General features: G+C 62.1%; 23 protein-coding genes. All 23 read left to right on the plus strand.

The annotated features are described in order from the left end of the window. The first annotated feature begins 83 nt into the window (after positions 1 to 83). The 23 genes from flhA to ccmI all read left to right on the plus strand — a co-directional run bounded on the left by flhA (position 84) and on the right by ccmI (position 21624). On the plus strand, positions 84 to 2186 hold the full coding sequence (flhA, locus tag C2U37_RS14645; protein WP_048207234.1) for a flagellar biosynthesis protein FlhA: 2103 nt from the start codon (positions 84 to 86) through the stop codon (positions 2184 to 2186). A 16-nt stretch (positions 2187 to 2202) separates the two neighbouring features. After that, complete coding sequence (gene flhF / locus C2U37_RS14650; protein ID WP_043154482.1) at positions 2203 to 3699, plus strand: flagellar biosynthesis protein FlhF; 1497 nt, start codon at positions 2203 to 2205, stop codon at positions 3697 to 3699. Between the two features lies 1 nt (position 3700). Further along, positions 3701 to 4576, plus strand: a complete 876-nt coding sequence (locus C2U37_RS14655; protein ID WP_199770540.1) for a MinD/ParA family protein — start codon at positions 3701 to 3703, stop codon at positions 4574 to 4576. After that, positions 4569 to 5288 (plus strand): RNA polymerase sigma factor FliA, encoded by a 720-nt coding sequence (locus C2U37_RS14660; RefSeq protein ID WP_041212632.1) that lies wholly within the window; start codon positions 4569 to 4571, stop codon positions 5286 to 5288. Before C2U37_RS14655 ends, C2U37_RS14660 begins: the two co-directional genes overlap by 8 nt. 122 nt (positions 5289 to 5410) lie before the next feature. Next, a complete protein-coding gene (gene cheY / locus C2U37_RS14665; RefSeq protein WP_425278782.1) occupies positions 5411 to 5782 on the plus strand; it encodes a chemotaxis response regulator CheY in 372 nt (123 codons plus the stop codon). A gap of 12 nt (positions 5783 to 5794) precedes the next feature. Next, on the plus strand, positions 5795 to 6535 hold the full coding sequence (locus C2U37_RS14670) for a protein phosphatase CheZ (protein ID WP_010673935.1): 741 nt from the start codon (positions 5795 to 5797) through the stop codon (positions 6533 to 6535). A gap of 11 nt (positions 6536 to 6546) precedes the next feature. Further along, complete coding sequence (locus C2U37_RS14675; protein ID WP_104452532.1) at positions 6547 to 8703, plus strand: chemotaxis protein CheA; 2157 nt, start codon at positions 6547 to 6549, stop codon at positions 8701 to 8703. 31 nt (positions 8704 to 8734) lie between these two features. Next, a complete protein-coding gene (locus tag C2U37_RS14680; protein ID WP_104452533.1) occupies positions 8735 to 9850 on the plus strand; it encodes a protein-glutamate methylesterase/protein-glutamine glutaminase in 1116 nt (371 codons plus the stop codon). Positions 9851 to 9852: 2 nt separating this feature from the next. Then, complete coding sequence (locus C2U37_RS14685) at positions 9853 to 10590, plus strand: flagellar motor protein (protein WP_042016381.1); 738 nt, start codon at positions 9853 to 9855, stop codon at positions 10588 to 10590. Between the two features lie 2 nt (positions 10591 to 10592). Then, positions 10593 to 11501, plus strand: a complete 909-nt coding sequence (locus C2U37_RS14690) for an OmpA family protein (protein ID WP_104452534.1) — start codon at positions 10593 to 10595, stop codon at positions 11499 to 11501. 4 nt (positions 11502 to 11505) lie between these two features. Continuing rightward, entirely contained in the window at positions 11506 to 12300 is a 795-nt protein-coding gene (locus C2U37_RS14695) for a ParA family protein (protein ID WP_010673940.1), read from the plus strand. Further along, positions 12297 to 13163 (plus strand): chemotaxis protein CheW, encoded by an 867-nt coding sequence (locus tag C2U37_RS14700; protein WP_104452535.1) that lies wholly within the window; start codon positions 12297 to 12299, stop codon positions 13161 to 13163. The genes C2U37_RS14695 and C2U37_RS14700 overlap by 4 nt, the downstream gene beginning before the upstream one ends. Before the next feature lie 69 nt (positions 13164 to 13232). Next, positions 13233 to 13721 carry a chemotaxis protein CheW gene (locus tag C2U37_RS14705; RefSeq protein ID WP_010673942.1) on the plus strand — a complete coding sequence of 163 codons (489 nt, stop codon included), beginning with the start codon at positions 13233 to 13235 and terminating at the stop codon, positions 13719 to 13721. A 71-nt stretch (positions 13722 to 13792) separates the two neighbouring features. Then, positions 13793 to 14179 carry a DUF2802 domain-containing protein gene (locus tag C2U37_RS14710; RefSeq protein ID WP_010673943.1) on the plus strand — a complete coding sequence of 129 codons (387 nt, stop codon included), beginning with the start codon at positions 13793 to 13795 and terminating at the stop codon, positions 14177 to 14179. A 219-nt stretch (positions 14180 to 14398) separates the two neighbouring features. Further along, positions 14399 to 15034, plus strand: a complete 636-nt coding sequence (gene ccmA / locus C2U37_RS14715; protein WP_104452536.1) for a cytochrome c biogenesis heme-transporting ATPase CcmA — start codon at positions 14399 to 14401, stop codon at positions 15032 to 15034. Between the two features lie 3 nt (positions 15035 to 15037). After that, positions 15038 to 15706 (plus strand): heme exporter protein CcmB, encoded by a 669-nt coding sequence (ccmB, locus tag C2U37_RS14720; RefSeq protein WP_010673945.1) that lies wholly within the window; start codon positions 15038 to 15040, stop codon positions 15704 to 15706. 166 nt (positions 15707 to 15872) lie between these two features. Beyond that, the gene (locus C2U37_RS14725) at positions 15873 to 16613 is read left to right on the plus strand and encodes a heme ABC transporter permease (protein WP_010673946.1); all 741 of its coding nucleotides are present in this window, start codon (positions 15873 to 15875) and stop codon (positions 16611 to 16613) included. Positions 16614 to 16615: 2 nt separating this feature from the next. Then, the gene (ccmD, locus tag C2U37_RS14730; RefSeq protein WP_039039901.1) at positions 16616 to 16822 is read left to right on the plus strand and encodes a heme exporter protein CcmD; all 207 of its coding nucleotides are present in this window, start codon (positions 16616 to 16618) and stop codon (positions 16820 to 16822) included. After that, on the plus strand, positions 16819 to 17310 hold the full coding sequence (gene ccmE / locus C2U37_RS14735) for a cytochrome c maturation protein CcmE (RefSeq protein WP_039039900.1): 492 nt from the start codon (positions 16819 to 16821) through the stop codon (positions 17308 to 17310). Before ccmD ends, ccmE begins: the two co-directional genes overlap by 4 nt. Positions 17311 to 17389: 79 nt before the next feature. Continuing rightward, complete coding sequence (locus tag C2U37_RS14740) at positions 17390 to 19345, plus strand: heme lyase CcmF/NrfE family subunit (RefSeq protein ID WP_041212639.1); 1956 nt, start codon at positions 17390 to 17392, stop codon at positions 19343 to 19345. Further along, positions 19342 to 19872 (plus strand): DsbE family thiol:disulfide interchange protein, encoded by a 531-nt coding sequence (locus tag C2U37_RS14745; RefSeq protein WP_041215578.1) that lies wholly within the window; start codon positions 19342 to 19344, stop codon positions 19870 to 19872. Before C2U37_RS14740 ends, C2U37_RS14745 begins: the two co-directional genes overlap by 4 nt. Before the next feature lie 10 nt (positions 19873 to 19882). Further along, positions 19883 to 20365 carry a cytochrome c-type biogenesis protein gene (locus tag C2U37_RS14750; RefSeq protein WP_103259765.1) on the plus strand — a complete coding sequence of 161 codons (483 nt, stop codon included), beginning with the start codon at positions 19883 to 19885 and terminating at the stop codon, positions 20363 to 20365. Next, positions 20362 to 21624, plus strand: coding sequence for a c-type cytochrome biogenesis protein CcmI (gene ccmI / locus C2U37_RS14755; RefSeq protein ID WP_104452537.1), 1263 nt, complete (start codon positions 20362 to 20364; stop codon positions 21622 to 21624). The genes C2U37_RS14750 and ccmI overlap by 4 nt, the downstream gene beginning before the upstream one ends. Positions 21625 to 21686 lie beyond the last annotated feature (62 nt).

Genomic DNA, 21686 nt, shown 5'->3' on the forward strand with positions numbered 1-21686 from the left:
AAAACCATATAGATCAATACATTGAATCCTTGGCTTGATATTTGCTTTAATCCGTCATTGGCAGTTTATCATTGAGAAGCACGATGGGATTCAAAGCGGGACTGGGCCGTTTCAAAGAGTACAAGTGGCTGCTCAGCAGAGGGGTAGGGACGCCGCTGCTGGTATTGGCCTCTCTGGGGATGGTGGTACTCCCCATTCCGCCCCTGATGCTGGATATCCTCTTCTCCTTCAACATCGCCCTCTCCATCGTGGTGCTGCTGGTGGCGGTCTATACCCGCCGCCCCCTGGAATTTGCCGCCTTCCCCACCGTCTTGCTGATCGCCACCCTGCTGCGGCTCGCCCTCAACGTTGCCTCCACCCGGGTGGTGTTGCTGGAAGGCCACAACGGCAGCGCGGCGGCAGGCCATGTGATCGAGGCGTTCGGCAACGTGGTGATCGGCGGCAACTATGCCGTGGGCATCATCGTCTTCATGATCCTGGTGATCATCAACTTCGTGGTGGTCACCAAGGGTGCGGGCCGGATCTCCGAGGTGAGCGCCCGCTTCACCCTTGACGCCATGCCAGGCAAGCAGATGGCCATCGATGCGGACCTGAACGCCGGTCTCATCAATCAGGAAGAGGCCAAGAAGCGCCGTCAGGACGTGACTCAGGAAGCGGACTTCTACGGCTCCATGGACGGTGCCTCCAAATTCGTGAAAGGGGATGCCATCGCCGGCATCATGATCCTCTTCATCAACATCATCGGCGGCTTCATCATCGGCATGATGCAGCACCAGCTCACCTTCGGCGAAGCGGCCCAGGTCTATACCCTGCTCGCCATCGGTGACGGTCTGGTCGCCCAGATCCCCTCGCTCCTGCTCTCCATTGCCGCGGCCATCATCGTCACCCGTCAGAATACCGACCAGGACATGGGGACAGCGGTACTCGGCCAACTGTTCGAAAATCCCAAGGCGCTGGTGATCTCCGCCGGCATCCTGCTGATGATGGGCAGCGTACCCGGCATGCCGCACCTGGCTTTCCTGAGCCTGGGGGCGGTGGCGGCGGCGGGCGCCTGGTGGCTGCTGCGCCGCGAGAAGCAGAACAAGGCGAAGGCGGCGAGCGGCGAACTCATGCCGACCCAGGGGGATGCCCCGGTGGAGCAGAAGGATCTCAGCTGGGACGACGTCATGCCGGTGGACATCATCGGCCTGGAGGTGGGTTATCAGCTGATCCCGCTGGTGGACAAGAACCAGGGGGGCGAGCTGCTCAACCGGATCAAGGGGGTGCGCAAGAAGCTCTCCCAGGAGCTGGGCTTTCTGGTGCCTGCCGTCCACATTCGCGACAACCTGGATCTTGCCCCCAACCAGTACCGCATCACCCTGATGGGCGTGAGCACGGGGGAAGCCACCGTCTATCACGACAAGGAGATGGCCATCAACCCGGGGCAGGTGTTCGGCCAGATCCACGGTATCGCCACCCAGGACCCGGCGTTCGGGCTGGAGGCGGTCTGGGTCGCCAAGGAGCAGGTCTCCCAGGCCCAGACCCTTGGCTACACCGTGGTCGATGCGGCCACCGTGGTGGCTACCCACCTGAGCCAGATCCTCTCCAACCATGCGGCGCTGCTGCTGGGTCATGACGAGGTGCAACAACTGCTCGACATGATAGGGAAGCATCAGAGCAAGCTGGTGGAAGGACTGGTTCCCGAGGTGATCAGCATGGGCAACCTGGTGAAGGTATTGCAGAATTTGCTCAATGAAGGCGTGCCAATTCGCGATATGCGCACTATCCTGCAGACCCTCGTGGAATATGCGCCCCGCAGCCCGGACCCGGAAGTGCTGACCGCAGCCTGCCGGATCGCCCTGCGCAGATTGATTGTGCAGGAGATTGCCGGTCCCGAACCCGAGCTGCCGGTGATCACCTTGTCACCAGAACTGGAACGTATATTGCATCAATCCCTGCAAGCAGGTGGGGGAGATGGCGCCGGTATCGAACCGGGACTGGCGGAGCGGATGCAACGCTCCCTGGTGGAAGCCACTCAACGACAAGAACTGGAAGGCCAGCCGGCCGTGCTTCTGACATCGGGGATATTGCGCAATACCCTGGCGAAATTTGTCAAGAATGCCATTCCTGGATTACGCGTGCTGTCCTATCAGGAAGTGCCTGACGACAAGCAGATCCGCATCGTCAGTGCGGTGGGACAGGGCTAGTTAGCGGAGATGACGGGTGAAGATTAAGCGGTTTTTTGCCAAAGACATGCGCACGGCGCTGGCCGAGGTCAAGGAGACTCTCGGACCCGATGCCGTCATCATGTCCAACAAAAAGGTCACCGGTGGGGTGGAGATAGTCGCGGCCGTCGATTATCAATCCCAGGTACCGGGGCCCAAAGACGCGCCGGTTCGCCGTCAGTTGAATGAAGAGAGCGTCAATATCTCGTCTGCGGGCAAGCAGATGACGAGGTCGGCGCCACCCAAGGAACAGAACGAATACTACGCCGATACCCTGGCGGCCCTGCTGGCGCGCCAGCAGAAGCTCAATCCGGCCAACCCGGCGGGTGGCAATGGCGCCCCGGGATCATGGTCTGGCAACGGAGGCAACGGTCAGCCAGCTTCGGCCTCCTGGCCCGCCAATGGCGCTGCCGGCACCCAGTCCGCCGGACTGGCGGGCGCGGCCAGTGCTCCCAGAACCCTGGCCGAACAGGGCCAGTGGGGCGCCGCACCCGAGCCCGCCAAGCCCAAGGCCCGTCCTGCCGCCGCCCCGCGCCAGGCCCAGTCCGCCCAGCGAGATCAGGAGATGGAGGGGATGCGCAAGGAGATGGCCAGCATCCGCAAGCTGCTGGAGCACCAGATCTCCGGCCTGATGTGGCAGGAGGTGGAACGCCGCGAACCCATGCGCGCCCTGCTCATCAAGGAGCTCAAGAAGATGGGGTTTGACGACGCCTTCGCCGATCAGCTGGCGGGCCTCATCCCCGAAGACATGCCGATCCATCAGGCCATGGCCCAGCTGGCCGAGGTGCTGACGGCCCAGCTCAAGATCAGCGAGGACGAGATCCTGCGTCAGGGAGGGGCGGTGGCCCTGCTCGGACCGACCGGGGTGGGCAAGACCACCACCATCGCCAAGCTGGCGGCCCGCTTTGCCATGAAGTATGGCGCCGAGCAGGTGGCGCTCATTACCACGGACAACTACCGGATCGGGGCCCACGAACAGCTGCAGACCTATGGTCGCATCATGGGTTGCCCGGTGCGTCAGGTGCGGGACGCCGAAGAGCTGGCCAGTGCCCTCTATCAGTTCCGCCATCGCCGGCTGGTGCTCATCGACACCGCCGGGGTGGGTCAGCGGGATATCCGCCTGACCGAACAGCTCGACACCCTGGTGAAGAATGCCAAGGTGCGTATACGCAGTTATCTGGTCATGTCGGCCACCTCCCAGCGACGGGTGATGCAGGAGGCGGTGGATCACTTCCGGCGCATTCCGCTCTCCGGCTGCATTCTGACCAAGCTAGACGAGAGCCTGAATCTGGGTGAAGTGATCAACGTGTGCATTCAAAACGCCCTGCCCATCAGTTACATCACCGACGGGCAACGGGTGCCGGAAGATATTCAAGTTGCCAACGCGGCGCTGCTGGTCGGTGCCGCCATGGGGTCGCTGGAACGGGAAGCAGAAGATCCCTATTTCTGGGGATCGGGTTTTGGCGAATCCGAAGATTCGGAGTTTTATGAGTAACATGTATATGGATCAGGCGAGTGGTCTGCGCAAAATGCGTCAAAACAATCGAGTGAAAGTGATCGCCGTGTCCGGAGGCAAGGGGGGCGTCGGCAAGACCAACGTGACCCTGAACGTGGCGGGAGCCATGGCCGCCCAGGGCAAGCGGGTGTTGGTGCTGGACGCCGACCTTGGTCTGGCCAACGTCGACGTCATGCTGGGGCTGAGGGTGCATCGCAACCTCTCCCATGTGCTGGCCGGGGAGTGCACCATAGACGACATCATCGTCGAGGGGCCCTACGGCATGATGATAGTGCCGGCCACCTCGGGCACTCAGTCCATGGTCGAGCTCTCCCCGGTACAACATGCCGAGCTCATCCGCGCCTTCAGCGAGATGAAGACCCAGGTGGACGTGTTGCTGGTGGACACGGCGGCGGGGATTTCCGACATGGTGCTGAGTTTCACCCGTGCCGCCCAGGACATCATGGTGGTGGTGTGCGATGAACCCACCTCCATCACCGATGCCTACGCGCTCATCAAGATCCTCTCCAAGGATCACGGTGTGTTCCGCTTCAAGGTGGTGGCCAACATGGTCCGCTCCCTGCGCGAGGGACAGGAGCTGTTCGCCAAGCTGACCCGGGTCACCGACCGCTTCCTGGATACCTCCCTGGAGCTGGTGGCCTGCGTGCCTTACGACACCAACCTGCGGGCCGCGGTGCGCAAGCAGAAACTGATAGTTGAGGCGTTTCCAAAATCCCCTGCCGCCCTGGTATTTCGTGCCCTGGCGAACAAGGCGGCGAGCTGGCCCATCCCGAATCAGCCGGGCGGCCACCTCGAATTTTTCCTGGAAAACTTGTTGCAAAAGCCGGTCATAACACAGGAAGACTCCCGTGAATAAAGCCCAAGCATACTTGCGTCATCAGGATTCCTACGTGCTGGTCGAGCGACACGCTCCGCTGGTCAAGCGGATTGCCCAGCATTTATTGGCTCGCCTGCCAAGCAGTGTCTTGCTGGATGACCTGATCCAGGCAGGTATGATTGGGCTGCTCGAAGCTTCCCGCAACTTTGACGGCAGCAAGGGCGCCAGCTTTGAAACCTATGCCGGCATCCGCATCCGTGGTGCCATGCTCGACGAGATCCGCCGTGGGGACTGGGTGCCCCGCTCGGTGCACCGCAACAGCCGTGCCATCGCAGAAGCGATCGAGAACGTGGAGCAGGCCCATGGCCGGGATGCCAGAGACACCGAGGTGGCCGCCAATATGGGGGTGTCCCTCGGGGAGTACCATGCCATGCTGCAGGATGTCTCCTGCGGCAAGATCATCGGCATTGAGGATCTGGGAGTCAGTGAAGATGTCATCGGTCATCCCGATGACGGCAACGGTCAGGGAGGATTCGACGATCTGGCGGCCGAACGCTTCCAGGGGGCTCTGGCCGAGCACATCGCCCGCCTGCCGGAGCGGGAGGCGCTGGTGCTCTCCCTTTATTACGATGAAGAGCTGAATCTGCGCGAGATCGGTGAAGTATTGAGTGTGAGTGAGTCTCGGGTGAGCCAGATTCATAGTCAGGCCATGCACAGGCTGCGCGCCCGTTTGCGAGATTGGAATTTATAAGTGGTTGTACTGGCTACACTGGAGCACAACTCTAAGGCATAATCCGCACCATAAAACCTGCGATCTGCATCATGTAAGTGAGCCGTCTTGGCGGCTATTTAGGAGGAACTTTGGACAAGAACATGAAAATCCTCATCGTCGATGACTTTTCAACGATGCGCCGGATTATCAAGAACTTGCTGCGTGACCTGGGATACAACAATACCCATGAAGCAGACGATGGCAACACGGCGTTGCCGATGCTGAAAAATGGCGACTTCCAGTTCGTGGTCACCGACTGGAACATGCCCGGCATGCAGGGCATCGACCTGCTCAAGGCGATTCGCCTCGACGACAAGCTCAAGCACCTGCCGGTTCTGATGGTGACTGCCGAAGCCAAACGCGAGCAGATCATCGAAGCCGCCCAGGCCGGGGTCAATGGCTATATCGTCAAGCCGTTCACCGCTGCCACCCTCAAAGAGAAGCTCGACAAAATCTTTGAACGTATCGGCTAAGGAGCGGCAGGGATGAAGGCCAAAACGAGTGCCATGATCTCGCTTGACCAGGCAAGGATGCTGGTTGCCCACCTGGAGCGGGAAGAGTTTGAACAGGCCGATACCATCCTCGCCGATGTGTGCGCCCCCAATGCGGCGGCCCTGTTTGACAAGGTGGGGCAGCTGACCCGCCAATTGCACAACTCATTGCAGGATTTTCGCCTGGATCCCAGGATCCCCGACCTGGCCACCCATGAGATCCCGGATGCCCGGGAGCGTCTGAGCTATGTCATCGACATGACGGACAAGGCGGCCAATCGCACCATGGATGCGGTCGAGGCAAGCCTTCCCATCGCCGATCGACTCAACGACAACATTCAGCTGGTCATGCCCAACTGGAATGCCCTGATGAGCCGGGATCTCGAGCTGGGTCAATTCAAGGCGCTGTGCCATCAACTGAATGATTTTATTAAGGCTTCTGAGACGGATGCCGATAAGTTACGACAACTGCTGACGGAAATTCTGATGGCTCAGGATTTCCAGGACCTGACCGGTCAGATGATCCGCAAGGTGATCAAACTGGTGCAGGAAGTTGAAACGAAGTTGATAGAGATGCTGACCATGTTCGGTGAGGGCGTTAGCGACAATTCGGCACGTAGCCTGCCAGCGAGCGGCATCGAGGCGGAAGGCCCCATCATGAACCCGCAGACCCGCTCAGATGTGGTCAATGGTCAAGATGATGTGGACGATCTGCTGTCTAGCCTGGGATTCTAATGGAGTGACGCATGGCCTTCGAAGTTGATGAAGACATACTGCAAGACTTTTTGGTCGAAGCATCAGAAATATTGGAACAGTTGTCTGAACAACTGGTCGACTTGGAAAAGCGGCCCGATGACAAGAACCTGTTGAACGCCATCTTCCGCGGCTTCCACACCGTCAAGGGGGGAGCGGGCTTCCTCTCCCTCACCGAACTGGTGGATGTCTGTCACGGTGCCGAGAACCTGTTCGACATGCTGCGCAACGGCAAGCGGACCCTCAGTGCCGAGCTGATGGATGTCATCTTGCAGGCGCTGGATGCCATCAACGTCATGTTTGCCCAGGTCCAGAACCGCGAAGAGATAAGCCCCGCTTCTCCCGATCTGCTGCACGATCTGCACGAGCTGTGCAAGCCGGAAGGGCAGGAGCAGCTGCGTACCGCCAGCGTGGCGGCCCAGCCAGCACCCGAGCCTGAGCCCGAACCCGTACCAGAACCCGAGGTCATCGCCGAGGTGGCGCCTGTCGCCGTCAATGGCGGTGGCTCCATCGACGAGATCTCCGCCGACGAATTTGAACGCCTGCTCGATGAGCTGCACGGTGTCGGCAAAGCGCCGACGGTCTCTGCCGCCCCCGTGCTGAGCGGGTCAGGTGACATCACAGACGACGAATTCGAAGCCCTGCTCGACCAGCTCCATGGTCAGGGCCAGCACGGTGGTGCCCCCGATCTGGCACCTTTGCAGTCGGTCCAGAAAGAGGTGGACGAGCTCATCGACGACGATGAGTTCGAGCGCCTGCTGGATGAACTGCACGGCCGTGGCCAGGCGCCCCAGCACAGTCTGGCACCTGCTCCTGCGCCCGCTCCCGAACCCAAGGCCCCGGCACCCGCTGCCCCCGCAGCCCCGGTGACGCCGCCCAAGGCGCCAGTGGCCGCCAAACCCGCGCCGGTAGAGCCCCCAGCGCCAGCCAGGGCCGCCCCTGCCAAGCAGGCCGCTCCCGCCGAGAGCAGCGCGGTACAGAGCGATACCACGGTGCGGGTGGATACCAAGACCCTGGACGTCATCATGAACATGGTGGGCGAACTGGTGCTGGTGAGAAACCGCCTGGTGAGCCTCGGCATCGCCAGCAATGACGAAGAGATGTCCAAGGCTGTCGCGAACCTCGACGTCGTGACCGCCGATCTGCAGGGCGCGGTCATGAAGACCCGCATGCAGCCTATCAAGAAAGTATTCGGCCGCTTCCCGCGCGTGGTGCGCGATCTGGCTCGTACCCTCAAGAAGGAGATCGAGCTGGTGATGGTGGGTGAGGACACGGATCTGGACAAGAACCTGGTGGAGGCCCTGGCCGACCCCCTGGTTCACCTGGTGCGCAACTCCTGCGACCATGGCGTCGAGATGCCGGACGTGCGCGAGAAGGCGGGCAAGCCCCGCCAGGGCACCATCACCCTGAGCGCCTCCCAGCAAGGGGACCACATTCTGCTCTGCATCGAGGATGACGGCGCAGGGATGGACCCGGAGAAGCTCAAGTCCATCGCCATCAGCCGTGGCGTGCTCGATGCTGACAGCGCGGCGCGCATGAGCGACAACGATGCCTACAACCTGATCTTCGCCCCCGGCTTCTCCACCAAGTCGGAGATCTCCGACATCTCCGGCCGTGGAGTGGGCATGGACGTGGTGAAGACCAGCATCGTCAGCCTCAATGGCTCGGTACACATCGATTCCACCTGGGGCAAGGGCACCCGTCTCGAGATCAAGGTTCCCCTGACCCTGGCCATTCTGCCGACCCTGATGGTGGAGGTGGGTCAGCAGACCTTCGCCCTGCCCCTCGGTTGCGTGAATGAAATTTTCCACCTGGATCTGAAAAAGGCCAACGTGGTGGATGGCCAGCTCACCATCATCGTCCGTGACAAGGCGATTCCGCTGTTCTACCTGCACAAGTGGCTGGTACGCGGTGCCGGCAAGACGGCCCGCCAGGACCAGGGCCACGTGGTCATCGTCCAGATAGGGACCCAGCAGGTGGGCTTCGTGGTAGACAACCTCATCGGTCAGGAAGAGGTGGTGATAAAGCCCCTGGACAACCTGCTGCAAGGTACCCCCGGCATGGCCGGCGCCACCATTACCAGCGACGGCGGCATCGCCCTCATTCTGGATGTGCCCAGCCTGCTCAAGGCCTATGCCCGTCGCCACTGAGCGCCAGGCTCAAGGAGTTAAAAGAATAACAATGGCAGTCAAGGTATTAGTGGTCGACGATTCGAGTTTCTTCCGCCGTCGGGTCAGCGAAATCATCAATCAGGATCCCCTGATGACGGTGATCGACACGGCCCAGAACGGGCGGGAGGCGGTAGACAAGGCGCAGCAGTTGCGGCCCGACGTCATTACCATGGACATTGAAATGCCGGTGCTCGACGGCATCAGCGCCGTGCGCGAGATCATGGCCAAGTGTCCGACCCCCATCCTGATGTTCTCTTCCCTGACCCACGAGGGAGCCAAGGCAACACTGGATGCGCTGGATGCGGGCGCCCTCGATTTTCTGCCCAAGAAGTTTGAAGACATCGCCCGGGACAAGGACGAAGCAGTCAACTTGCTGCAGCAGCGGGTCAAGGAGATCGCCCGCAAGCGCTTCCTGATGGCGACCCGGCCCCGCGCCCCCGAGCCTGCCGTCCGGCCCGCCGTCACGGGGACCATGAATCGCCCCTTGGCCGAACGCCAGCACGAGCCTGCGCGAGCAGCGGCGGCTCCCGCCGCGTTCAAGCGCAGTGGCAAGAGTTACCAGCTGGTTGCCATCGGTACCTCCACCGGCGGGCCGGTGGCACTGCAGAACGTGCTGACCAAGCTGCCGGGAGATTTCCCTCATCCCATCCTGCTGATCCAGCACATGCCGGCCACCTTCACCGCTGCCTTTGCCGCCCGCCTCAACGGGCTGTGCCAGATAGGGGTCAAGGAGGCGCAGGATGGCGACGTGCTCAAGCCGGGTCAGGCCTATCTTGCCCCCGGTGGCAAGCAGATGTTGCTGGAAGGGCGCGGGCCCGGTGCCCGTCTTCGCATCATCGATGGCAATGACAAGGTCAACTACAAACCCTGCGTGGACATCACCTTCGCCTCCGCCGCCAAGACCTATGGCGACAAGGTGCTGGCCATCGTCCTGACCGGCATGGGCGCGGATGGCCGCGACGGTGCCCGTCTGCTCAAGGAGCAGGGGGCGACCATCTGGGCGCAGGATGAAGCCTCCTGCGTGGTCTATGGCATGCCCCAGGCCGTTGCCAAGGCGGGCATAGCAAGCGAATCCCTGCCGCTGGATCGGGTGGCCCAGCGCATTCTGGTCGAGTTGGGTCGCTGACCATGGGCATGCTCGGCCTGGTGCTGGCGCTGGGGGCCGTCGCCATCGCCCAGTGGTGGCATGGCGGGAGCCTGCTGACCCTGCTGGATGGGCCGGCCTTTGTCATCGTCGTCGGGGGAACCTGGGGGGCGGTGATCTTGCAGACTCCCCGCAGGTACCTGCTCAGTGCCCTGAGGCAGGCAACCTGGATGCTGTTTCCGCCGCAGTTGGATCTTGCGGAGCAGGCCGAGCGCCTGAAGGCGTGGGCCCAGTTCGCCCGCCAGCAAGGCTTGCTGGCGCTGGAAAACCAGGCCGAGGCCGAGCCCGATCCCTTCACCCGCCAGGGGCTTTCCATGATTGTGGATGGCGTCTCCATCGAGGATATCCGCAGCCTGCTGGAGGCGGACATCGACATCGAGCAGGAGCGCAACGAGCACTCGGCCAGGGTGTTCGAGTCCATGGGGGGGTACAGTCCCACCATCGGCATCATCGGGGCCGTGATTGGCCTCATCCAGGCCATGTTTCATCTGGAGGAGCCAGGCACCCTGGGGGCGGGCATTGCCGTAGCCTTCGTCGCCACCATCTACGGGGTGGGCTTTGCCAACTTGCTCTATCTGCCGATTGCGAATCGGCTGCGCGCCTTCCACTACCATTACGGCCTCTATCAGGAGATGACCCTGGAGGGGCTTCTGGCCATCGCCCACGGGGAGAACGGCCCGCAGGTTGAAAGGCGGTTACGGGCTTATCTGAAAGGGGAGTAGCCATGCGCAAGCGCTATCGTTTGCACCTGCAAGGGCGAGAGCATCTCGATCGCTGGCTGGTCTCCTATGCCGATTACATGACGCTCATCTTCGCCCTTTTCGTGGTGCTCTACTCCGTTGCCATCGTCAACAAGGAGGAGTACCGCGCCGTCATCGAGGGCATGACCCAGGCCTTCAACCAGGCGCCGCGAAGCGATGGCCTGCTGGAAGGGCGGGGTAATTCCTTGCTGGACAACTCGGTCTCGGCCGCCCCCAGCCTGCTGGAGAGCCAGGCCTCTGCGTCCCCCTCGCGTGCCCCCATCACGGGTACGCCCGTCTCGCAAGATGGCACGGCTCTTGCGCAGATCGACATGCAGATCCAGGAGTCCATGGGCGCCCTGGTCGATGCGGGGGTGGTGAAGCTTGCGCAGGATGACAACTGGCTGACGGTGGAGCTGAGTTCAGGTCTCCTGTTCAACAGTGGCAGCGCTTTTCTGGGGAGCAATGCCGCACCCGTGCTCGATACGCTTTCAGGTATTCTCAAACCGGTCGATAACTATGTCAGGGTGCGGGGCTACACGGATAACCAACCGATAAACAACGAAATTTTCCGCTCCAACTGGACATTGTCAGCGGCCCGTGCCGAGGCAGTGCTCAATGCCCTGGTGGGCAAGGGGGTGGCTCCCGGTCGGCTCGCCTACGAGGCGTACGGAGAGTTTTCCCCCTTCGTCGACAATGGCACCGAGCAGGGACGATTACAGAATCGCAAGGTGGTGGTCGCCATATCCAGGTTCGCCTGGGTGCCGCCAGCCCCCGTCAAACCGCTGACGGTGGCACCGGTGCAGGACGCACCGCAGAGTGTCGACAGTGAAAAGATCAGGGTGATCGCGCTGCCCGGTGGGGGCATACGCATAACAACAAGGCAGGATTGATACAGTGATTGTTTGGACGGTTGCCAATCAGAAAGGTGGAGTCGGTAAAACCACCACGGTCGTCTCCCTGGCGGGCATTCTGGCCCAGCGTGGCCAGCGGGTACTGCTGATCGACACCGACCCCCACGCCTCCCTGACCTCCTATCTCGATTTCGACTCGGACAGGCTGGAAGGCACCCTGTACGAGTTGTTCCAGGCGGCCAAACCCAGCGCCGAGCTGGTCAACCGGATGACCCTCAAGACCCGATTCGAGAACATCAGCCTGCTGCCCGCCTCGATTACCCTGGCCACGCTGGATCGGGTGATGGGCAACCGGGAAGGGATGGGGCTGGTGCTCAAGCGCGCTCTGCTGCGGGTGCAGGATCAGTTCGACTACGTGCTCATCGACTGTCCGCCGGTGCTGGGGGTCATGATGGTGAACGCGCTGGCGGCCTGCGATCGCATCCTGGTGCCGGTGCAGACCGAATTCCTGGCCCTCAAGGGGCTGGAGCGGATGATGAAAACCTTCGAGATCATGCAGCGCTCCAAGCGGGAGAAGTTCCGCTACACCATCATTCCGACCATGTTTGACAAGCGTACCCGCGCCTCCCTGATGACATTGCAGTCCATCAAGGAGCAGTATGGGGAGGCGGTGTGGAATGCGGTCATTCCCATCGACACCAAATTCAGGGATGCCAGTCTGGTGCACATTCCTCCCTCCATCTATGCACCGGGCAGCCGGGGCACCTATGCCTATGAGACCCTGCTCAACCATCTCGACGCGCTGGAGCGTCAACGGACCCAGGAGGTGATGCCGTGAGAGAGACCACCCAGGTTCGGGCCATGGACGACTATTTCCACTCCCTGCTGCTGGACGATGCCCTGCTGCGGGAAGATCCCGAAGACGAAGCACCGGCCCCAGCGTTGCAACGTCAGACCGTCGCCGTGCCGGAGGTGGCTGCCACCCCCTATCTTGAAGCCGATACCCGACTGGCCCAGCTGAGCGAGCTGCTTGCCCAGGTGGGACAGGTCCAGTTCGAGATGGATGCCCTGAGCCACGAAGAGGTGCATGTCGAGCCATTCCAGCTCGAGGCGGAGGTAGTTGACAGTGAGCCTCTGGTCGCCCTGGCAGAGCCGGTGGTGGAAGCCGAGGTGGAGGAGGTCGAGCCCGTCGCCCTCGCAGTGGCAGAACCCGCACCCGCCCTCGAAGCGGCGCCCGCACCGTCGACCTGGGAGAACCTGGATACCGGCAACGAGTTTCAGGCGCTCTTCTTCGACGTGGCCGGGGTGACGTTTGCGGTGCCTCTGACCGAGTTGGGGGGCATCCATCAACTGGGGGAGGTGACCTCTCTCTTCGGCCAGCCGGGCTGGTACAAGGGGATCATGACCTCCCGCGAGCAGAAGATGAACGTGGTGGACACGGCCCAGTGGGTCATGCCGGGCCAGCATCTGGAGATGGACGATTACAAATATCTGATTATGCTGGGAGAATCACCCTGGGGATTGGCCTGTCACCAGTTGAAGGGCACAGAACTGCTGCACCGGGACCAGGTGAAGTGGCGCCATCAGGAGGGCAAGCGCCCCTGGTTGGCCGGCATGGTCAAGGAGAAGATGTGTGCCCTGCTGCACGTCAGGGAGCTCTTGCTGCTGCTTGGCCGGGGCGTGAACATCGAAGGCCGCTGACAACATCGGCATCGCCATGGTTTTATTGCTAATTTTACCCGTTGACGGGTTCATACAAGGATCAAGAAGATGACAGAGAAGCGCAATATTGCACAGAATCTGGCCGAAGACGAAGTGCTGCAGTGGGTGACCTTCCAGTTGGAAAACGAGACCTATGGCATCAACGTGATGCAGGTTCAGGAAGTGTTGCGCTACACCGAGATCGCTCCGGTCCCGGGTGCACCTGACTACGTGCTGGGTATCATCAACCTGCGTGGCAACGTGGTGACCGTCATCGATACCCGCTCCCGTTTCGGTCTGCCGGCCGGGGACGTGAGCGAGAACTCCCGCATCGTCATCATCGAGGCGGAGAAGCAGGTGATCGGCATCATGGTGGACAGCGTGGCCGAGGTGGTCTATCTGCGCTCCTCCGAGATCGATGCCGCCCCGGCGGTGGGCACCGAGGAGAGCGCCAAGTTCATCCAGGGCGTCAGCAACCGTGACGGCCAACTGCTGATCCTGGTGGATCTCAACAAGCTGCTCTCCGACGAAGAGTGGGAAGACATTGGTTCCCTGTAACAGGGACGGGAACGTGCGGACGGGGGCGATGGCACCTGTCCGCCTCCCTGTGACGGTAAGGTGATGGTTTGATGATTGAATTTGCAGCCTTGGGGTTGTCCTTGCTCGCACTGGTGCTGGCCCTTTACGGGATCCTGGGGCACCGTCGTCGCCAGCGAGAGTCCGAGGCCAGGGTGGAAGCGCTGCAGGGGCAGCTCGAGAGTCTGCGCAAGCAGATGATGGAGTTGCACACGGGCGCCATCGGCATGGGTCAGCGTCTGCAAGCCGCAGAAGGGGCCATGCAGAAGATCCACGACAGCCAGCAGGAGCTGACGTTGCAGGATCCGGAGCGCCGCCTCTACAGCCGCGCCGCCAAGATGGTGGAGCTTGGTGCCGATCTGGACGAGGTGATGAGCGAGTGCGAGTTGCCCCAGGCGGAAGCGGAGCTGCTTATTTCCCTGCGAAAGGGACGCAGCTGACGGATGTGTCGCGGGGAGGCCGGTGCCTCCCCGCTTTCTGTTCGGCCCGTGGCCACCTCTTTTTCGATGCCGGGACGGTGGATAATCCTTTGGCATCAATCTCTTTGGTGGGGGCGCGATCTTCCCCACAAATCCTGTTGATTATTGGCATCTTTGAAAAGACGCCTCCGGATCCTGTGTTAAGATGCAGGCCGCCTCATTTTCAACGATTACATCCCCATGCTGCTTCAAGCGAACAATCTGAGCTGCGTGCGTGAAGATCGCACCCTGTTTGAACATCTCTCCTTCGCGGTGCGTGCCGGGGATTTGATGCAGATTGAGGGTCCCAACGGGGTGGGCAAAACCAGCCTGTTGCGCCTGCTCACCGGCCTCTCCCAGCCCTTTGCTGGCGAGGTGTGCTGGAATGGGGAGAATATCTGCCATTGCCGGGATGAATACCACGCCAGCCTGCTTTACCTGGGCCATCAGCCCGGCGTCAAGGCGACCCTGACCCCCCTTGAGAATCTCTCCTTCTACCAGAAGCTTCATGGCCCTGCCGGGGACGGCGTGGATCTCTGGCGGGTGCTGGCCCAGGTCGGCCTCGCCGGTTTCGAAGACTATCCCGCGGGGCAGCTCTCCGCCGGGCAGCAGCGACGGGTGGCGCTGGCCAGGTTGTGGCTGAGCGAGCGACCGGCGCTCTGGATCCTGGACGAGCCCTTCACCGCCATCGACAAGCAGGGGGTCAGGGTGCTGGAGCAGTTGTTCCTCGCCCACGCGGACAGGGGGGGCATTGTGGTCCTTACGACCCACCAGGATCTGACCCTGATGCAGGGGCGGCTCAAGACCCTCTCCCTGACCTCGCTGTTGCAGGAGTAGCCCATGCTGCGCGCCGTCATACACCTTATTCACCGCGAGTTGCTGATGGCCCTGCGCCAGCGCGCCGACATCTTCAACCCGCTCTGGTTCTTCCTCATCGTCATCACCCTGTTTCCGTTAGGGATCGGGCCCGAGCCCCAGTTGCTGGCCCGCATCGCTCCCGGCATTATCTGGGTGGCGGCCCTGCTGGCGGCCATGCTCTCCCTGGAGCGGCTGTTTCGTGACGACTTCAGTGACGGCGCCCTGGAGCAGATGATGCTGATGCCCCATCCCCTGGGGTTGCTGGCCCTGGCCAAAGTGATCGCTCACTGGTTGCTGACCGGTCTGCCGCTGTTGCTGGTCTCCCCCTTGCTCGCCATCCTGCTCTCCCTGGAGCTGAAGACCTATCTGGCCGTGGTGGCCACCCTGGCGCTCGGTACACCGGTGCTGAGCCTGCTTGGGGCGGTCGGAGTAGCGCTGACCGCAGGGCTGCGCAAGGGGGGCGTGCTGCTCAGCCTGTTGTTGCTGCCGCTCTATATTCCGGTGCTTATCTTCGCCACGTCCGCCATCGACGCGGCGAGCATGGGACTGCCCTATGCCGGTCAGCTCGCCATCCTGGGGGCCATGCTGGTGGGGGCATTGACCCTGACGCCCCTGGCCATCTCGGCGGCGTTGCGGGTGAGTGTCAACTGATTGATTTGGTGAAAAGATTTTCGTTTGAAGCCTTGTTAGGGGCGAGATAGTTGAGATAGATCAAGGGGATGGCTGCTTATTGCTTTCGGGGGATATGATGTTTTTCCCCCATGGGTATGGTAGCCCTCGCCACTTAAAAATTAATAACTGAAAGGTTTCGTGAGCTATGTGGAAATGGTTGCACCCTTATGCCAAACCCGAGCGCGCCTATGGGCTGGCCGGCACCCTGCTGCCCTGGTTTGCCGTGACAAGCCTGCTCGCCTTCATCATCGGCACCGTCTGGGGGCTGGCTTTCGCACCCGCCGATTACCAGCAGGGCGACTCTTTCAGGATCATCTATATCCATGTGCCCTCCGCCATCCTCTCCATGGGCGCCTACTCCACCATGGCGGTGGCCGCCTTCATTGGCCTGGTGTGGCAACTGCGCATGGCAGACATGACGGTGGCGGCCATCGCCCCGGTGGGGGCCGTCTTCACCTTCATTGCCCTCTTTACCGGCGCCGCCTGGGGCAAACCCATGTGGGGCACCTGGTGGGTGTGGGATGCCCGGCTCACCTCCGAGCTCATCCTGCTGTTCCTCTATCTGGGTGTCATCGCCCTCTACAACGCCTTCAGCGACAAGGTGGTGGCGGGCCGCGCCGCCGGCATCCTGGCGCTGGTCGGGGTGATCAACCTGCCCATCATCCACTACTCGGTGGAGTGGTGGAACACCCTGCACCAGGGGGCCACCATCACCAAGTTTGACAAACCCTCCATCTCCCCCGAGATGCTGTGGCCGCTGCTCATCATGATCCTGGCGTTCGCCGCGTTTCTCGGTGCCCTGACCCTGATGCGTTTTCGCAATGAGCTGCTGATGCGGGAGTGGCACCGCCCCTGGGTCGCCGACATCGCCAGGCAGGAGAAGTAAGCATGCACTTTGCCTCGTTCAGTGATTTCATGGCCATGGGAGGTTATGCCTTCTACGTCTGGCTCTCCTTCGGTCTGACCCTGCTCTGTCTGGTCGGCATCGTCATTTCCACCCGGTTGAAGACCCGCAGCCTGCTCGGCGAACTGCGCAACAAGCAGGCTCGGGAGGCACGCCGCAAGGCGGCCCAGCAGATGGAGAATACCCTATGAACCCGCGCCGCAAGAAACGCCTCACCATCATCCTGGCCATCAGCCTGGGCCTTGCCAGCGTGACTGGCCTGGTGCTCTATGCCCTGAGCCAGAACATCGACCTCTTCTACACCCCGAGCGAGCTGGTGGAAGGGAAGGGGCCGGAGAAGATCAGGCCCGAGGAGGGGCAGCGCCTGCGCATCGGTGGCCTGGTGGTGCCGGGGTCTGTGGTGCGGGATCCCCAGAGCCTCAAGGTAGCCTTCAAGCTGGTGGACAACGGCGGCCATCTGGTGACGGTGGAGTTTGACGGCATTCTGCCGGACCTGTTCCGCGAGGGGCAGGGCATTGTCGCTCAGGGCACCCTCAAGGATGCCACCACGGTCGCCGCCTTCGAGGTGCTGGCCAAGCACGACGAGAACTACATGCCGCCGGAAGTGGCCGACGCCACCAACGGCATGCACTTCAAGCCCGAATACACAGAGGCACAGTTGCAGGGAGCCAAGCAATGATGCCGGTATGTGCCAAGAATTCACTTCTTTATGCCGCCAAATCGGCAGGTTTCTCCGTGCAATCGAGAGGGAATAGTCAATGATCCCGGAATTAGGGCAGTTCTCACTGATCCTGGCCTTCGCCACCGCCCTGCTGCTGGGCAGTTACCCGCTGATCGGGGCCCATCTCGGCCGTCTTGGCATGATGTCGGCGGCCCGCCCGCTCGCCTACAGCCAGTTTCTGCTGCTGCTGCTGTCGTTTCTCTGCCTAACCTGGGCCTTTATCGACAACGACTTCACCGTGCAGTACGTGGCCACCAACTCCAACAGCCTGCTGCCCCTGCAATACCGCATCTCGGCGGTGTGGGGAGCCCATGAAGGCTCGCTGCTGCTCTGGGTGCTGACCCTGGGGGGCTGGACGGCGGCGGTGGCCCTGTTCAGTCGTCGCCTGCCGCTCGATGCAGTGGCGCGGGTACTCGGGGTGCTCGGCCTTATCTCGGTGGGCTTCACCGCCTTTGTGCTGTTCACCTCGGATCCTTTCACCCGCACCCTGCCGTATTTCCCGGTGGACGGGCGGGATCTCAATCCGCTGCTGCAGGATCCCGGTCTCATCTTCCACCCCCCCATGCTCTACATGGGCTACGTGGGCTTCTCGGTGGCCTTCGCCTTCGCCATCGCCTCCCTGATGACGGGGCGTCTGGACGCCACCTGGGCGCGCTGGTCCCGTCCCTGGACCATGGCCGCCTGGGTCTTCCTGACCCTGGGCATCGTGCTCGGCTCCTGGTGGGCCTATTACGAGCTCGGCTGGGGCGGCTGGTGGTTCTGGGATCCGGTGGAAAACGCCTCCTTCATGCCCTGGCTGGCGGGCACGGCCCTGCTCCACTCCCTCGCGGTGAGCGAGAAGCGCGCCACCTTCAAGGCCTGGACTGTGCTGCTGGCGCTCTCGGCCTTCTCCCTGAGCCTGCTGGGTACCTTCCTGGTGCGCTCCGGCGTGCTGGTGTCGGTCCATGCGTTTGCCTCCGACCCGACCCGGGGCCTCTTCATCCTGGGCTTCCTGCTGGCGGTGATAGGCAGCTCCCTGCTGCTGTTCGCCTTCAAGGGCTCCCAGGTCAAGAGCCACGGCAAACACGAGCTGTGGAGCCGCGAGACCTTGCTGCTTGGCAATAACATACTGCTGGTGGCGGGCCTGCTCACCGTGCTGCTCGGCACCCTGTTGCCCCTGGTGCACAAGGAGCTGGGGCTTGGCAGCATCTCCATCGGTACCCCCTTCTTCAACCACATCTACAGCTGGCTCATCATCCCCTTCGCCCTGCTGCTGGGGGTGGGCCCCCTGTTCCGCTGGCGCCGCCAGGATCTCGGTGAGCTCAAGGGCAAGGTGATGCTCGCCCTGGTGCTGAGCCTGGCCGCGGCTCTGCTGTTGCCCAAACTCTTTGCCGAGGCGTTCAAACCCTGGGCTGCGCTCGGTATCGGGCTTGGCGTCTGGATCATCGTCACCAGCGTGCAGGAGACCTGGGCGCGGGCCACCCACAAACACGGTTTTGCCACCGGCGTGCGCAAGCTTGGCAACAGCCACTGGGCCATGATCCTGGGGCACGTGGGGCTCGCGGTCAGCATCATCGGCATCGCCTGCACCCAGAACTACAGCATCGAGAAGGACCTGCGGATGCAGGCCGGCGATCGCGTCCAGTTCGCTGATTACGAGTTCGTCTTCACCGGCATCAAGGAGAAGAACGGCCCCAACTACGACGGTTTCAAGGGTGTGCTGGAAGTGCACCGGGATGGCAAGCAGGTTGCCCTGCTCAAACCCGAGAAGCGGATGTACACCGTGAGCCGCATGCCGATGACCGAGGCGGCCATCGATGCGGGGGTTACCCGAGATCTCTATGCGGCGCTCGGCGAGCAGCTCGACAACGGCGCCTGGGCGGTGCGGATCTATTACAAGCCCTTCGTGCGCTGGATCTGGTTCGGCGGCGTCTTCATGGCCCTCGGCGGCGTGCTGGCCATGCTGGACAAGCGCTACCGCTTCGGACGTCGTGACGAGGAGGCCAAGGCATGAGCAAGAAGACCTGGCTCTATCTGCTGCCCTTCATCATCTTCCTGATGGGGGCCGTGTTTCTGTTCAAGGGGCTCTACTCCGATCCCACCAAGCTCGAATCCGTGATGGTGGACAAGGAGGTGCCCGTGTTCACCCTGCAGGACATCTATGACCTGGGCAAGCAGCACGACAGGAGTATCCTCAAGGGGCGCCCCATGCTGCTCAACGTCTGGGCCACCTGGTGCCCGACCTGTTACGGGGAACATACCTACCTCAAGGAGCTGGCGGGGCAGGGGATCTACATCGTCGGCATGAACTACAAGGATGAGCGTGACAAGGCCATCAAGTGGCTGGCGGAGCTTGGCAATCCCTACCAGGTCAACCTCTATGATCCGGACGGCATGCTGGGGCTGGATCTCGGTGTCTATGGCGCGCCCGAGACCTTCTTCATCGACAGCCAGGGCATCATCCGCTATCGCCACGTGGGGGACATCAACCCAGACGTCTGGGCGTCGACCCTCAAACCCATCTTCGATGCCATGAAGTGAGGCCTCCCCGATGAAAACACTGATTGCATCCCTGTTGCTGCTGGCCGGTCTCGTCTGCGCCGGACAGGCCCGCGCCGCCATCGACGTCTACACCTTCGAGAGCGACGCCCAAGAGCAGACCTTTCGCGAGCTGACTAAGGAGCTGCGTTGCCCCAAGTGCCAGAACCAGGACATCGCGGATTCCAACGCCGGGCTCGCCAAGGATCTGCGGGACAAGACCTACCAGATGGTGCGCGAGGGCAAGGAGAAGCAGGAAGTGGTGGACTACATGGTGGCCCGCTACGGCAACTTCATTCTCTATGATCCCCCCCTGATGGCCTCGACCCTTATCCTCTGGCTTGGCCCCTTGCTGGTCATCGTGATTGGCGTCGTCACCGTGGTGGTGCGAAGCCGCCGCCATGCCCCTGCTCCCTTGCAACAGCCTGAAGGCACCCTGAGTGCAGAAGAGCAGGCCAGGCTGTCCGCCCTGCTCAAAGAGGAAGAGAAATCATGACCCCATTCTGGATATTGGGTGCGGCCCTGCTGGTGCTGGCGAGCCTGGCGCTGATCGTGCCGCTGTGGCGTGGCGAGGGCAGGCAGAGCATCAGTCGCTCGGCCCTCAACAAGCAGCTCTATCGCCAACGCCTGCTGGAGATAGGGGAAGAGCGGGAACAGGGGATACTGGCGGAGGAGCCGGAATCCCTGGTGGAGCTGCAGCGCAGCCTCCTGGACGACATTCCCGACGTGGAGCAGACCGCCCGTGGCGGCAAGAGCCTGATCTGGATCCCCGGTGTGCTGGTGCTGGCGGTGGTGAGCATCGGCCTCTACGCCAAGCTCGGCGCCTGGCAGGAGGTGAGCCGCTGGCAGGATGCCAGCAGCCGGTTGGGGGAGCTCAGCAATCGCATCCTGGTGGAGCGCGACGCCCGGGTGACCGAGCAGGATCTGCTGGACTTCACCCTGGCCCTGCGAACCCGGCTGAAACAAGAACCGAACGACTACCGTGGCTGGCTGCTGCTGGGACGTCTGACCCTGGATGGCAATGATCCCGAGATGGCCCGCGAGGCGCTGGAGCGTGCCTACGCTCTCGCGCCCCAGAAGGCCATGGTGGCGGTGCCCTATGCCCAGGCCCTGATGATGACGGGGGAGGAAGCCCGTGCGGATCAACTGTTGCAGGCGGTCATTACCGAGGACCCGGCCAACATCGAGGCTCGCTCCGTCCACGCCTTCATGGCCCTGCAAAAAGAGGATTTCCAGACCGCCCTCGACCGCTGGCAGGGGATGTTGCCGCTGCTGGAGCCGGGCTCGGCCCGCTACACCATGGTGGAGCGCTCCATGGAGTACGCCAGGCAGCAGCTTGGCCAGCGTGGCATCGCCGTGACTACCCCGTCTGCCGAAGGCCAGGCACAAGCCGGGGTGCTGGCGGTGAAAGAGGGGGAGTTCCCCCTGCACATCACCCTGGCGCCGGGTATAAAGATGCCGGAAGATGCCCATCTGTTCGTCTTTGCGGTGATCCCCAACGGTCCGCCCATGCCCATCGCGGTCAAGCGCATTGCAGGCCCGCATCTCCCGCTCACCCTCTCCCTGGGGGACGGGGATGCCATGATGGAGGGGAGCAAGCTGGCGGCCCATGCCGAGCTACAGTTCAAGGCGCGACTCTCCCGGGGCGGCAACGTCATGAACAAGGAAGGCGCCTTTGAAGGGGTTTCGGTCACCGTGCCGACCAGCACCATCCCCACAGCGCCGATTGACATCCGCATCGATCACGCCCTCTAATACGCTTTTGGCCCACCCCTTGGGGTGGGCCCCCTGTATAATTCATATCAATACCCAAAAAA

Origin of the sequence: Aeromonas sp. ASNIH1, assembly GCF_002934285.1 — a bacterium.
Classification (GTDB): Bacteria; Pseudomonadota; Gammaproteobacteria; order Enterobacterales; family Aeromonadaceae; genus Aeromonas; species Aeromonas caviae.